The sequence below is a fragment of the Aliamphritea ceti genome, from assembly GCF_024347215.1.
GTDB classification, from domain to species: Bacteria; Pseudomonadota; Gammaproteobacteria; order Pseudomonadales; family Balneatricaceae; genus Amphritea; species Amphritea ceti.
The window spans coordinates 313,535-327,842 of sequence record NZ_AP025282.1; the positions used below are offsets into that span (position 1 = coordinate 313,535).

Below are 14,308 nucleotides of genomic sequence, written 5' to 3' on the forward strand. Positions count from 1 at the left end.
AATGAGTGTTTGCAGGTGAATTACCGAATACTACGTACCCTTCATGTTTATAGCTCGGTGGTGGTGTTGGCACTGGTGCTGTTTTTTGCAGTAACTGGCATCACGCTTAATCATCGTGACTGGTTTTCGGATAGGGGTAGTGCCGTAGAAGTGTATTTGTCGGTGCCCGCAGTAATCATGGAGTCCACCGACTGGCAAAACCGACCACTGGATGGTGCAGATCAGCTGCGTCGCTGGCTATCAGATCAGCACGGTCTGGAAGGCGGCAGCATCATGTATGACTGGGATCAGGATGAGCAGATGCTGATGATCGATATAAAACGTCCCGGCAGTTACAGCTCAGTTGAGTTTTCCCCTTTCTCCGCTGAGGTAACTGTTTTTCACCAGAGTAATGGTCTGATTGCAGTACTGAATGATCTGCATATGGGACGTTATTCCGGTGTCTGGTGGCGTCTGTTACTCGATATCACAGCCTTCATCATGCTGGTGTTTATCGTGACGGGACTGTGGCTTGTTGTACCACAGAAGAAGCGTCGTGGAGCTTTGTTCAAGGTGGCTGCTGCAGGTACCTGTGTACTTGCTGCCAGCTATTGGATAGCGCTGCTTACCTGAGTCTGTCTGTATATTTTTTCTATCGTTTTCTGAGGCATGCAATGAAATTAATTCCTTTTCTGGCGCTGTTAGTGCTCGTCAGTCAGCCGGTTTCGGCCGCATCACAGGTCGAAATCAACTTTAGCCTGCCGGTGCAAACCAGTCATGAGTACCGTCGCCCTTATGTGTCGGTCTGGGTGGAGTCCGGTGGCAAGGTGGTTCGCAATCTGGCCCTGTGGATTGATGAAGAGGACTGGCTTAAAGACTTACGGCGCTGGTGGCGCAAGAGCGGTCGTTATCTTGATTCTGTAGATTCTTTCAGCGGTGCAACCCGTAAGCCTGGGGACTATCAGCTTTACTGGGATGGTCTTGATGATCAGGGGCAGCCGGTAGCAGAAGGTGAGTATCTGATTGTACTGGAAGCTTCCCGTGAGCATGGCAACCGCAGTCTGCAAAAACAGCGTATTCAGCTAGGTGGCGAGCCACAGATTTATCAATTAAAGCCCGGAACAGAGCTGGGTGAAGGATCAATTAAAACAGGAGTCAGTCGATGACTATGAAACAGAATTTACGTGTGCTGGCGATGGCTGCTGGCGCACTTTATGGGTCGTTAGCAGGCAGCACAGTATATGCACATGATTATTGGTTGCTACCAAATGAATATGTAGCCTCGTCAGATACTGCCAAGTGGATTACAGTGGATGTAACAGCTTCTAACACTATTTTTGTTGCCGATAAGGGATTCAGTCTTGATGATCTGACTATTTCCGCACCACAAGGTGAGAGTGAGCGATTAGCACATTACTTTAAGGGCAAGCGCAAAAGTGTTTTTGACCTTAATCTCGAAGACGAAGGCACTTATCGGTTACGCCTTCAGGATACGACTTTCTTTACCTTCTATGAAATGCCGGGCAGTGACAGAATGTACCGTATCGAGGCTGATAAGTTACAGCGAAAAGTGTTATTACCGGAAGGTGCCGAAAATGCAGAAACGTTGGAAATACATGGCAAAAGCACCACTTATGTAACTCGTCGTGCGCCTTCATCTGAAAATCTTAAACTGCAAAATAAAGGTCTGGAGCTGGGCTTCGAAGTACATCCAAATGATGTGGTCAGCGGAGAAGCGTTTAATTTTAAAGTGTTGCTGGATGGCAAGCCGGTGACACAAAAAATGTTGTTAGAAATTACTCCTGATGGCACGCATTACAGAGACCAGCGAGGAGAGTTAGCTTTAAAACCGGATGCGGAGGGCAACGTAAGCTTTACACCAGCGCAACCGGGCCGTTATTTACTCAAGGCTGAACTGGCTCAGGAAGAGAGCGGTGTTCGGGCAGATATAATTGAGCACAGATTGTTTTTAACTTTTGAAGCACAGCCCGGCTAGGCGTTCATTTAGTATGGATTGCTGGTAGCAACTGTTTAGTAATGGTTGTTTTATGGCGAGTTTAAGGCGCTGCTAAGAAGTAACGCTTGTTATATCGTTGATAGCCGAAAGCATCGACTCTCTGATTTGAGGGGCGATGCTTTTTTTATTTCAGATCAATATCTTCATGGCTGATGACCTGTAAATCAGTAATGCTTTGCGCAAGCGTTTCAAAGCTGTGGATAAACTCTTCTGCCAGCGCCGGGATTTGTTTATGCATTGGTGTAATAAATGCGAAATAGAAAGGTATATCAGGCTGGAAACTCAGGCTCTTACCGCCACTTTCGGTGAATATGCTGGCGGTAAACGGATCAATTATTGAGACGCCTAAGCCTTCTTTAACCAATGCCTGCACGGTGATAAACATCGGTGTTTCGATTGATTGGCGGGGGCGAATATGTTTAGCGTGCAGAGCGGCATCAATACGGTAACGCGTGAGGGGATTTCGTTCGCCAATGGCGACAAAGTCCTGTTCGTGAAGATCTTCCGCAATGATCTCCTGACGTTCAGCATATGGGTGGTCGGCATTACAGATAAACCGGCAGCTGCTGCGGTAACAGCGATAAAACGAAAGTTCACGGGTATCTACCGGCAACATAACAATGCCCAGGTCAAACTGCTGTGATCCAACCATTTTAGCGACGTTAACCGAAGATCCTGGCGTAAGCGATAAAGATACGTCCTTTCGGGTTTGTATGAAATTACTCACAACCTTAGGTAATACACTGTAAGCCAACGCTGGCATTGCGGCGATTCGTAAACGGCCGGTACGCAGGGTTTTGATTTGCTCAATACTCTGGGACAGCTGATCCATTCCTGTGAAATGACGCTTCACTTCCTGATAAAAAGATTCCGCTTCTGCAGTTGGAAATAGTCGGCTACTGCGGCGCTCGAACAACGAAAAACCACATCTTTCTTCCAGATCTTTTATCAGGCGTGTAACCGCAGGCTGTGAAATATAGAGCATTTTCGCAGCGCCGACGGTACTGCCTGAAATCATCACTGCGCGAAATGCAGCTATTTGCTTTGCATTCATAAGCTTAAATCACCTGTCTGCATCAGATATAACATTAGCTGATAGATCCATCTTTATATTGTATTGGAAATTATTGACTGTGATTTAAATAATATCAATGTCACATCGCTGCTTAATTTGCACAGCGGTGTATCTACGAGATCAGTTATGAAGAGGAATATCAGGGTGTTGCAACGTATTGGAGTAGGCGAGCGCATGAGCCGGGCAGTGATTCACCAGGGAACGGCGTATTTCTGTGGTCAGGTGCCAAAAGATGAAACGCAAGATATGCAGGGTCAGACCCGCAGTTTGCTGGAGAAAGTTGATGCTCTGCTGGCAGAGGCAGGCAGCGATAAACAGCATGTTCTTTCGGTCACTATCTACATCAATAACATGGCGGAATTCGCTGCTATGAATAGCGTTTGGGATGCCTGGGTTGCTGAAGGACATACACCAGCCCGTGCCTGTGTTGAAGCACAGATGGCCCGCTCCACCCTGAAGGTTGAAATGTCGGTGATTGCCGCTGTCATCACCTGATGCTTCTTGAAAATAGAAGCAAGTTCCTGATTTCACAATAAAAACAATTGAGGACATACCATGCGATATTCAATGGCAACATTAACCAAGGCCGTGGCTCTGACTACACTGACACTTGCCGGTAGCCTGACAATGGCAGCAGAAAAGTGGGATATGCCTATGGCGTATACCGATTCGAACTTCCACACCCAGAACGGTAAATCTTTTGCTGAAGCGATTGAAATTGCGACTCAGGGTAAATTGGATGTGAAAGTACACGGTGGCGGCTCCCTATTTAAGGGCAGCGAAATTAAACGTGCTGTGCAGACCGGGCAGGCGCAGATCGGCGAGCGGATTCTATCCAGTCATGCTAACGAAGATGCCGTCTTTGGTTTTGATTCAGTGCCATTCCTGGCAACTTCATTTGCCGATTCAGAAGTGCTTTGGAAAGCTGCCCGGCCACATTTTGAAAAGTTGCTGGATAAACATAATTTAGTATTGCTGTATTCAGTGCCGTGGCCGCCTCAGGGTATCTATGCGAAAAAACCTCTGAACAGCATTGCCGATATGGAAGGGATTAAATTCCGCTCCTACAGCAACGCTACTGCTCGTCTGGCGGAGCTGGCTAAAGCGATTCCTGTGCAGGTGGAAGCATCAGAACTAAGCCAGGCGCTGTCTACCGGTGTGGCGGAGTCTTTCATTTCTTCCGGCGCGACCGGTTATGACCGTAAGGTCTGGGAACAGCTAACGCATCACTACGTTGTAAATGCCTGGTTGCCGCGTAACTATATTTTCGTTAACAAACAAGCCTGGAATGAGTTGGATGAAGCTTCTCAGAATGTCGTTCGCGGTATTTCTCTGATGGCTGAAAAAGCCGGAACCGCCCGTTCCGAACAGTTGACTGGCTGGTATCTGGAACAACTGTCGTCTAACGGTATGACTGTGACTGAAGCCGGTCCGCAACTGAAAGCTGATTTTGAAGCAATTGGCGCCACTATGACGGCTGAATGGCTGAAAGACGCTGGTGACGTTGGTCAGGCAATCATTGATGATTACCGCGCCGCTCAGCAGAAACTGGCACATAACTGATCCCCCGGGATGCTCCAGATTCACTTCACCGTGAACTTTGGCCGGTGCAGGGCAATTGCCTGAGCACCGGTGTTTTTCCCGAGTCTCCCTGCTGTCTGGCTGTTTTTTACAGCTCGGGCAGTCCTCCTGCTTGAAGGTTCAGTTATGAATACTCAAACCCACACTCAGGCACCAGAAAACTGTTCGCTGACACCTGTTTCGGTAAGTCCGTTGCGACGCTTTCTGGATGGTCTGTATAACCTTTGCGGCGGCATTGCAGCGCTGTTTTTACTGGCAATTCTGAGCATTATTGTGTTGCAGATGATTGCCCGTTGGAGTGGCGTTCAGTTTCCAGGTTCCGCGAACTATGCTGGCTACTGTATGGCCGCCGCGTCTTTTTTTGCGCTGGCTTACACCCTTAATCATGATGCGCATATCCGCGTCACCTTATTTCTCTCCAGGCTCACGGGCTGGCCAAAGCGGCTGGCGGATTTGTGGTGCTTAGGCGTAGCGACTTTTTTCTCTGCTTATCTGAGCTGGTTCGCGGTAAAAAACGTATTTGTTTCCCGCATGATCCACGATATTTCTCAGGGACAGGACGCGATGCCACTCTGGGTTCCGCAGTTACCGGTCGCGATTGGCAGTACGGTTTTTACGCTGGCGCTGGTGGATCATCTGATTCGTACCCTAAGGGGCGCGGACGATACTTTTACTGAGCAATTACCGGTAATAATGGAGGACTAACTGATGAATGAAGTCTTAGCGACAGGCATCTTCCTGTTTACCTTATTTTTCCTGCTTGGTAGCGGTGTCTGGATTGGTCTGGCATTACTGGGCGTTGCTTTTGTTGGCATGGAACTCTTTACCAGCCGACCGGTTGGCGATGCGATGATAACGGCTATCTGGTCCAGTGCGTCTGGCTGGTCTCTGACTGCTTTACCTCTGTTTATATGGATGGGGGAAATTCTTTACCGAACCCGGCTGTCGGAAGATATGTTCCGCGGTCTGGCACCCTGGATGTCGCCTCTGCCTGGACGCTTACTGCATACCAATGTAGTGGGCTCGACCATTTTTGCAGCGGTATCAGGTTCCTCTGCAGCTACCCTGACGACAGTGGGTAAAATGTCGATTCCTGAATTGGAGAAGCGCGGTTATCCGGAATATATGGTGTTTGGCACTCTGGTGGGGTCTGCCACATTAGGATTGATGATTCCGCCGTCGCTGACGTTGATTGTTTATGGCGTCACTATCAATGAATCTATTTCTAAATTGTTCATGGCGGGGATTCTGCCAGGTTTGACTCTTGCCCTCTTGTTTATGGGTTATGTGGCGGCCTGGTCGTTCTTTAAGCCTTCTCAGGTGCCGCCGGCTGAGCCGGGTATGAGTTTTGCTGAACGGATTAAAGAGTCGCGTTTTCTGATTCCGGTAATTGTGTTGATAGGCGTTGTCATCGGTTCGATTTATACCGGGACGGCGACGGCGACAGAGTCAGCCGCTTTTGGTGTTGTCGGGGCTTTATCGCTGGCATTTTTTCAGGGGTCTCTGAGTAGAGATACCTTTGTTAAAAGCCTAATGGGAGCGACTCGCACCTCCTGCATGATCGCATTGATTTTGTCCGGCGCGGCTTTTCTGGCGCTGGCGATGGGCTTTACCGGTCTGCCTTCGCTGGCTGCTGAGTTTATTGCCGGTCTGGAATTGGCTCCGTTGACGCTGATACTTGCACTGATGGTGTTTTATATCATTCTGGGTTGTTTCCTGGATGGTATTTCCTCTGTGGTGCTAACCATGGCGGTGGTTGAGCCGATGATTCGTCAGGCGGGTATTGATCTGCTCTGGTTCGGTATTTTCATTGTAGTGGTGGTCGAAATGGCGCAGATCACGCCTCCTATTGGCTTTAACTTGTTTGTACTTCAGGGCATGACGAAAAAGTCGATTGGCTATATCGCCCGCTGTGCTTTCCCGATGTTTCTCATTATGGTGCTGATGGTAGGTATTCTCATCATGTTTCCTGAGCTGGCAACTTTCCTGCCGGAGAACATGCGTCAGGCACCCGGCTAAGGCTGTATCTGAGTAAACAGATCCCGGCCTGATTCGACAGTGTTAGATCGGGCCGGTTTTAAGAGTTAATCGCAGAGAATAAAGATTATGAATGCTTTACAAACAGCCCCTCAGGTAACAGTCATTGGTGCCGGCATCGTAGGTATTTGCTGTGCACTGGCATTACAGAAGAGAGGTCAGCAGGTCCGGGTTGTGGATAAGTTTGCGCCCGGTGAAGCGACTTCATTCGGTAATGCCGGGGTGCTTGCTGAATGCGGCTGTGTACCTGTGAACCTGCCTGGGTTTGTCAGGAAAGTCCCGCAGCTGATGCTTGATCCCCAGGGGCCTTTATCTATTTCAGCTGGGTATATGCACCGCATAGCGCCTTGGGGAATGTCCTTTATGCTGAACAGTCGCCGAGGCAAGTTTGAACAGGTAGCAGATGCCATGAGCAGCCTGCTGCAGGACGCGACAGAGCGGCATGTTTCACTGGCAGCAGATAATGCGGCGTCTGAATGGGTATGTGCATCACCGTATTATTATTTATACAAAGATGAAGCCGATTTCAGGGCAGACAGTACTGCTTGGCAAGCCCGTGAGCAGCGTGGCATTACTTACGATATTTTGCAGGGTGAGGCGCTGGCAGCAGCAGAGCCGGCCATTGCTGAGCAATATAAGTATGCAGTTTCATTACATAATCATGGTTTTAGTCGTAATCCTGAAAAGTTGGTCAAAGCGCTGGCAGCAAGTTTTGTCAGTAAAGGCGGTGAAGTTATTCAGGCAGACATCCGCGATATTCTGTTTACGGATAATCAGCCTTCAGGATTACTGACTCATAAAGGTGTGTTATCCATTAATAAACTGGTGGTCGCTGCAGGTGTTTGGTCACGTACGCTGGCTGCCCGGCTGGACCGGGATATTCCTCTGCAATCGGAGCGGGGTTATCACATTGAAGTGCATAACCCGGGGGTTTCTTTGGGGAAACCTATTATGTATGCCGCTGGAAAACTGGTGGCAACACCAATGGAAAAAGGTATTCGTTTTGCCGGGCTGGTCGAGTTTGCTGAGCTGGATAGCCTGCCCAACCGTGATTTTTGTCATCGTTTGCTGTATCACGCCCGACGTTTGTTTCCGCAGATTTGTCTGGATGACTTTACGGAGTGGATGGGTAACCGGCCATCCATGCCGGATAGCCTGCCGGTGATCAGTCAGTCTGAGAATTTTGCTGATGTATTCTATGCGTTTGGTCATCAGCATATGGGGTTAACGCTAGGGCCGCATACAGGTGAACTGATCGCAGATTTAGTCAGTGGCAGACAGCCAAAGATTGATTTGCAGCCATTCAGTATCAGGCGTTTTTAAACGACCGAAATAGTGCTTTGTGTATCTCAAAGAACAATATTTGTAATCAGGTGTTAAAGGCTAAGAATACAGCGCTCAGAGCTTATCGTGGCCGGCTGCGAAAAAGTCCTGCGGATTGTTGCTGATAACGGCGTCTACCCCCCAGTGCCAGAGAGACTCGAAGGTTTTCGGGTCATTGGCGGTCCAGCAGAAAAGCGGGTAGCCGGCAGCTTTTACTGCACGGGTCTGACTATAGCTGAGGTTTTTCCAGTCCAGATGAATACTGAAGACGTTAAGTGTCTGAGCCTGTTCCAGCCAGTTAGAGGGTAGGTTGTCATATAGCAACCCTAACGGGATTTGGGGCGCAAGACGGTGGAAGCATTCGAGTAATTCATAACTGAAACTGGAAACTACAATGCGGGAATAATCGTTAAAGTTGGCTTCAAGTTCAGCAATGATAGGCGTGACAATCGCTTCAGCCGGGACTCCATGATCTTTTATCTCAAGATTCATTCCCAGGTTCAGTTCATTGAACAGCTCAAGTACCTGATGCAGGGTCGGGACCGGCTCTGCCGGCCATTCAGGAAACAGTGCAGCATTATTTATGCTGCTCAGCTGAGATGCTTTGAGATTATCCAGCGAACCTTGCTGATTACTGCAGCGGTCGATGCTGTTGTCATGATGCACAACGGTCGTGCCGTCACCCAGTAAAGATACATCCAGTTCTATCCAGCGGGCACCCAGTTCAGCGGCTTTGCGGAAACCACCAAGAGTGTTTTCCGGTGCCACACTTGGTGCGCCCCGGTGGCCCATGATTTTACTGAAATTAACCGCAACCGGCGCTGGCATAATCGTTGTCCTGAGAGTTGAGTAATTTGGCTATGGTTGTCCGAAATTGTTTATGAATCAAGACTGTTATGCCGCCGGTGTTTTAAGGCGGATAAAAATCGGACATCTGGGTGACAGTCTGTTCAGGTCTGTGTATCAGAGGGGCAATGATCGGAGGCGGCTGCGTTGCTGGCGCGGGGATGTACTTCAATCGCAGTAAATGTTGTGTCGTCATGGCTGAAGTGTGACTGGCAGGTATGCTTACGTAATGCTTCAAGTAGCTTGTATTTGAGCATTTGTGGACTGACATCCGCGTATCTGTCCAATAGTTTTATCAGTCGCTCCAGACCAAAGAGTTCACCGTCCGGTGAAGGGGCTTCGATCAGGCCGTCGGTATAGAGAAATACTTTGTCTCCGGTATCGAAAGGAATGTCGCACTGGCTATATTCTGCGTCTTCATCAATAGCTAACGGACAATCAGCTATTCGTTCTACTAAAGGCAGTTGAAGTTCATGCCAGTTGGAGTCTGACGAGCGCTTAATCAGTACCGGATGGTGGCCAGCGTAGCTGAAATATAAACGGTCAGTATTCAGATAGTAAGCAATGATGGCAGCGGTCGTCATTGCTTCATAACCGATGTCATTGGCCTGCCGGTTGAGCTGACGGAGTATATGACTGCCATCAACCATGTTCATGTTGTCGTGCAGGGCCTTATATAACCATGCACTGGTATTGCGGGCCGCACTGCCGTGCCCCATAACATCGGCGACAACAATACGGGTTAGCTTATCGGTAGAGCAAACACTGAAGTAGTAAATATCGCCGCCGCTGTCGCCATCAGCCGAGCTACTGTACACGCTGGCTTCAACGCCACAGGTGCGTACGTCTTCGTCTATGTTGCGGATGCCTCCCCAGACTTCCTTACATTTGATGTCATGCATGCTGCTGTCTCAACTGATTAAGGGTGAATGGCAGTGCTGCATCAAATATCCTGAATAGTTTTTCCGGGTTAAACAACTGTTTAGGGTCTCATTATGAACATGAGGCAGCTCAGGAAATCGCCATACATTGCAGTGTAGATGGTTATTTCACCTTGATGCAGATCAGTTATGAAAGATTTTTTTGTATTTTCGACCGGGCTTTGCGGCACGCATATAGCGTGATTGTCATCTGGTCGATTTACAATGCGCGCAGAATTTAGTCGGATCGAAGGAGATCACGGATGGCAGGCACACTGATGGCCGGAAAGAAGGTACTGATAACCGGTATCGCTAATGATAAAAGTATTGCTTATGGCGTAGCCCGGGCGCTTCAGGCACAAGGTGCGGAACTGGTGATTACTTATCTGAACGCTAAGGCAGAGCCTTATGTGCGACCGTTGGCAGAGTCATTAGGTGCAGAGATTATTTTACCTCTGGATGTCAGTAAGCCGGAGCAGCTGGACAGGTTATTCACAGCTATTGATGAATCTTGGGGGCGTCTGGATGGCTTAGTTCATTCATTGGCATTTTGTCCGCTGGAAGATTTACACGCCCCAATCTCAGAATGTTCCAGAGAAGGTTTTTTACAGGCAATGGATATTTCCTGTTATTCCTTTATTGATATGGCTAACCGTGCCAGACCGTTAATGAAGGATGGCGGTTCGATGATCAATTTTTCTTACCTGGGTAGTGCGCTGGCCACCGGTGATTACAATATTATGGGTTGTGCTAAAGCTGCTTTGGAGGCTGCTACCCGTTATCTGGCGAGGGACCTGGGGACACAGAATATTCGAGTTAACTGTATATCACCCGGCACCATCGCAACTCGTGCAGCGGGGGGCATAAAAGACTTTGCCAGTATGCTTGAGTACAACCAACATAAAGCGGTGGATGGTCAGTTACCCACAATCGAAGAAGTAGGTAATGCCGCACTGTTTTTCCTTAGCGATTTATCGGCAGGAACTACCGGCAGCATTCACTATGTGGATCATGGTGTTTGCATTAACGGCTAAGGCCTGACGTGTTAATCGCACCGGCCTGAAACGTGAATTCTGTATGAGAGGTACCTGAGTAAGCCTGGTCAGAGGTTGTCTATCAGTTATCTGAAATGCCTTCCTGCAGTTCATCGCTGTGCTGTTGCTTTGGTGGTGCCGGAGAAAAATAACCGACGACTAACAACAGCAAGCCAACCACAATGAACGAAACGATACGTTCAACAGTTCCCCGGTCTGATAAGTCCAGAATGAACAGTTTGGCGACGACGACGCCCATCAGTGCTGCGCCGATGATCCATATTTGTCGGTGAAGCAGGCGGGAGGCCATGACCATCAGGCTCAGGCCAATGAGTGTCCAGCTGATAGAAACAGCCATTTGTACCCGGGCGGATTCAAACAATGCATCCGGTCGATACGCAACACCGCTGTAAACATGCAGTGTTTTACAGAGCATCACGTTAAACCAGATAAAACTGAAACCACCAAGCAGGTATCTGGCCAGTTGCAGGTCAACGGTCAGGTATGTGATATGACGGCTGCGCAAATACCAGTGAAAGCTGGCAAGTATCGCTGCAAGTTGCGCCAGATCGACAGGGTTCAGCAATGGTAAGTAAGGCAATGGTGCAGGCAGGTTAACCTGGAAAAAGTTCCCCAAAACAGACCACCATACCAGTACTAACATTAGTCCACAGGCAGCGATTGTATTGTAAGCCAGTGGCCATTCCCTGAACGGCCAGCGTGGGCTGCGATTTATCAGAAGTAGTGCAAGGCTGAGAATGCCAGCCGGCAGGCTAAGCTGCCAGGCTTCAGCGACTTCCCTATCGTTGAGGAACCAGTACACTTCAAAGGCCAGAATCATACTGGCGAAGAGATAGCTGAGGCTGTGCAAACCGTTCGGCCAGCAAAGTTTGTAGCCGCGTTCTTCGCTGATGCGCAGCCCCGCATAAATAACACTGAAAGCCAGTAACCAGGCGTCAAAGTTATGCAGGCTAAGGAAGTGATGCGCCGGGCTGCTCCACCAGTAAGAAAACAGTGTGCTGCAGGCGCAGAATACTAGCGGTACCAGTAACAGCCAGAGAGCAAAATGAAACAGTTGCCAGCGTAGCCAGAGTGTCATACCCAGCCATAGCAGCGCTGACAAACTAAAGAATATGACAGCAATGCGAACTTCATCGAAACTGCTGAAGGTTTCTATTTCAATCAACCCGCCTGCATACCACCAGAGTAATCCCCAGATCAGATAACCAACCGCTATAGGTAGACGGATTTTATCGCTAATACCTGAGTGCGCTGAGGTTGTCTGGCTGAGCAGCCAGCTGGAAATGATACCCGGCAGTGCAATCATCAGCATGCTGAGGAAGTGTCCGTTCAGGAAGGCAGTATCGGTGTAGTTATAGCGATAATCATCCAGTAACAGTGCGCCGCCGGCCAGCTGAATCAGACAGCCGAACAGTATGGGAGCACGGCGTTGCTGACGCAGACCTATCCAGATTAATCCACAGCCTTCTATTGCCCAGACCGCAGCACTCCAGCGACCGTCCAGTTCAAAGGCAATGCTGAGGGTAGCAAATACAACGCCAATGGCGAGAAATGCCTCTGCTAACAGGCGCAGTTGGGATTTATGCCAAAGCAGTTTAGCTAAAGCCAGATAAGTCAGTGCCATTGCCAGTGCGCTAAGGCTGAGACCCTGCTCAAACTCACTGACAATAGATGCCTGTAAACCGAACGCGGCTACCGGCAGGCCAAATACCAGACTGCCATCAATCAGGCCCCTGAGTTTTGGTGGTTGTTTGGTGGCAAACAGCACCGCGATAGTCAGATAAATCAGAAAGAAGATGATCAGAAAAGGCTCGACACTGCCGAACATCTCCGGGCGATAGCGATCTACGCCCCAGAGCAGGCTGATGGCAAAGGTGAAATAGAAGCCGGTGACATTGAGTAAACGCCAGGATTTTAACCAGGCGACGGCGAAAATTGCCAGGTTAAGCACACTGTAATAACTGAACAGTGCGACATAATTACCGCTGCCGGTAGACGCCAGAATAGGGGCTGCAAAACCGCCTGCAATGGCTGTCACAGCTAACGCTTTTGAGTCTTGTATAACGGCCAGTGACATGCCGAGAATACTCAGCAGAATTAGTAGAGGGAAGGCCAGAGTAGCATCGACAATGCCGTACATTTTGAAGCTGGCAAAACTTAGTAAATACAAAATTGCAATTGCACCGCCCTGCATGACTAACCCGTAATCAGGGCGCTTCAGACGTAATCTCCAGCCAATGATTAGCATGATTAATGCGCCGGTTGCAGCTGCGGTGAGACGAATTTCGATGGGCAGAAGGGCGTTGTCGATGGAGTATTTGACCAGGAAAGATATGCCGAAAAACAGCACGATAATGCCAATTCGAATGCTTAAATTACCCTGAGTAAAGTAACTCACTATACCCTGTTGAATTTGACTGAAAATGTTCCTTTTTGGCGGGGCGTTTGTCGTGGGAGAGCCAGTAGTTATGGCATTTCCTACATTTGCTGGTTGAACGGCTTCTCCGGTCCATGGGTCGGTTGTTATTGCAGCTGAGGCAGCGTCTGTCGTTTCAGAGCCGTTGTCTGAATAGCTGCTATCTAAAGAGCTGCTGTCTGAAATGATGACCGGGGCTGTATTCGCTGTTTTTGGCGTGACGGTAATGCTGCTGGTGGATTCCGTGATGGCGGTATCAAGTGTCTGAGATGTAACAGGTGGAGACGCAGCGTCTGAGCTTTCCTGGAACTTTGTCTGATCTGTGCTTTGATCATGTAATGACTGTTCGTTGCTGTCATCCAGTGGATGATCTTGATGATGCGCCTTTTGCTGCTGAGCAGCCAGTCGGATGACTTGCTGTTCAAGGTTTTTAATGCGGTTGTTTTGCTGCAGTAAACTGCCAAATAAATACCCGATAACGGCGCCGATAGAAGCACCGGGGATTTCCAATATCAACAGTCCCAGCACAGCGCCGGTAACCAGCAGTATCCATAGCATCGTTACGCTTCCTGTATCACGATTTTGTCTGGCTTCAGCAGTTAATATAACACTGCTGGCTTAAACAAGGCGATGCTCTGCTGGCAAGTGCTTGTTCTGACAATTGATTTAGCTGAAATGGTCAGTGCAGATCTGCTCATGTTATCCGGGGAAATATTCATATACATCTTATGGTTTTTGCGTATTTTCAGTGTGGCAACGGCTATAATTACGCCGCGTTGTGTTGGGTCACAACGCATATCTGAATGGTTTGGTTTAGAGCGCTGTTCGGCGGCCGCTTACCGCCGGTAGCAGGTTCTTTTGGGGTCTTTGTGTGGTGAAAACTGGCAATTTTATTCCGATTATTTGTCGTATTTTATCCATACCGGAGATCCAGCCACTAAGGCCATTTGCTTCGGAAGTGTCCCTGCATATGTATTTATACGGTTATTTCCGGTACTGCTGATCCTTCGCATTGCCCCGTTTTAGTGGGCGCTGCGGCGGGTGTCGTAAATCAGCACC

13 protein-coding genes are annotated in these 14,308 nt (G+C 48.9%); 9 read left to right on the forward strand and 4 right to left on the reverse strand.

Annotated elements, in window-relative coordinates; translation table 11 throughout:
• Window positions 1-15 precede the first annotated feature (15 nt).
• From OCU49_RS01350 to OCU49_RS01360, 3 genes are read left to right on the forward strand one after another with little or no spacing between them, the layout of a single operon-like run.
• Entirely contained in the window at window positions 16-612 is a 597-nt protein-coding gene (locus OCU49_RS01350; protein WP_261843235.1) for a PepSY-associated TM helix domain-containing protein, read from the forward strand.
• Between the two features lie 41 nt (window positions 613-653).
• Window positions 654-1,145 (forward strand): DUF2271 domain-containing protein, encoded by a 492-nt coding sequence (locus OCU49_RS01355; RefSeq protein WP_261843236.1) that lies wholly within the window; start codon window positions 654-656, stop codon window positions 1,143-1,145.
• Window positions 1,142-1,975 carry a DUF4198 domain-containing protein gene (locus OCU49_RS01360; RefSeq protein ID WP_261843237.1) on the forward strand — a complete coding sequence of 278 codons (834 nt, stop codon included), beginning with the start codon at window positions 1,142-1,144 and terminating at the stop codon, window positions 1,973-1,975. The genes OCU49_RS01355 and OCU49_RS01360 overlap by 4 nt, the downstream gene beginning before the upstream one ends.
• Before the next feature lie 145 nt (window positions 1,976-2,120).
• Here OCU49_RS01360 and OCU49_RS01365 read toward each other — a convergent pair whose 3' ends face one another.
• A complete protein-coding gene (locus tag OCU49_RS01365; protein WP_261843238.1) occupies window positions 2,121-3,050 on the reverse strand; it encodes a LysR substrate-binding domain-containing protein in 930 nt (309 codons plus the stop codon).
• A gap of 147 nt (window positions 3,051-3,197) precedes the next feature.
• On the opposite strand from OCU49_RS01365, the gene OCU49_RS01370 reads away from it, so the two are divergent.
• From OCU49_RS01370 to OCU49_RS01390, 5 genes are all read left to right on the forward strand, one after another.
• Window positions 3,198-3,566, forward strand: coding sequence for a RidA family protein (locus tag OCU49_RS01370; protein WP_336605360.1), 369 nt, complete (start codon window positions 3,198-3,200; stop codon window positions 3,564-3,566).
• Window positions 3,567-3,626: 60 nt separating this feature from the next.
• Entirely contained in the window at window positions 3,627-4,634 is a 1,008-nt protein-coding gene (locus OCU49_RS01375; RefSeq protein ID WP_261843239.1) for a TRAP transporter substrate-binding protein, read from the forward strand.
• Between the two features lie 144 nt (window positions 4,635-4,778).
• Entirely contained in the window at window positions 4,779-5,357 is a 579-nt protein-coding gene (locus tag OCU49_RS01380) for a TRAP transporter small permease (RefSeq protein ID WP_261843240.1), read from the forward strand.
• A 3-nt stretch (window positions 5,358-5,360) separates the two neighbouring features.
• Window positions 5,361-6,671 (forward strand): TRAP transporter large permease, encoded by a 1,311-nt coding sequence (locus OCU49_RS01385; protein WP_261843241.1) that lies wholly within the window; start codon window positions 5,361-5,363, stop codon window positions 6,669-6,671.
• 87 nt (window positions 6,672-6,758) lie between these two features.
• Window positions 6,759-8,012 (forward strand): NAD(P)/FAD-dependent oxidoreductase, encoded by a 1,254-nt coding sequence (locus tag OCU49_RS01390; RefSeq protein WP_261843242.1) that lies wholly within the window; start codon window positions 6,759-6,761, stop codon window positions 8,010-8,012.
• Between the two features lie 75 nt (window positions 8,013-8,087).
• On the opposite strand, the gene OCU49_RS01395 is transcribed toward OCU49_RS01390, so the two are convergent.
• Both OCU49_RS01395 and OCU49_RS01400 read right to left on the reverse strand, forming a co-directional pair.
• Complete coding sequence (locus OCU49_RS01395; RefSeq protein ID WP_261843243.1) at window positions 8,088-8,840, reverse strand: glycerophosphoryl diester phosphodiesterase; 753 nt, start codon at window positions 8,838-8,840, stop codon at window positions 8,088-8,090.
• A 122-nt stretch (window positions 8,841-8,962) separates the two neighbouring features.
• Window positions 8,963-9,760 carry a PP2C family protein-serine/threonine phosphatase gene (locus OCU49_RS01400; protein ID WP_261843244.1) on the reverse strand — a complete coding sequence of 266 codons (798 nt, stop codon included), beginning with the start codon at window positions 9,758-9,760 and terminating at the stop codon, window positions 8,963-8,965.
• A 281-nt stretch (window positions 9,761-10,041) separates the two neighbouring features.
• On the opposite strand from OCU49_RS01400, the gene fabI reads away from it, so the two are divergent.
• Window positions 10,042-10,812, forward strand: a complete 771-nt coding sequence (gene fabI / locus OCU49_RS01405; RefSeq protein WP_261843245.1) for an enoyl-ACP reductase FabI — start codon at window positions 10,042-10,044, stop codon at window positions 10,810-10,812.
• Between the two features lie 82 nt (window positions 10,813-10,894).
• On the opposite strand, the gene OCU49_RS01410 is transcribed toward fabI, so the two are convergent.
• Window positions 10,895-13,807 (reverse strand): DUF2339 domain-containing protein, encoded by a 2,913-nt coding sequence (locus OCU49_RS01410; protein WP_261843246.1) that lies wholly within the window; start codon window positions 13,805-13,807, stop codon window positions 10,895-10,897.
• Window positions 13,808-14,308: the final 501 nt, after the last annotated feature.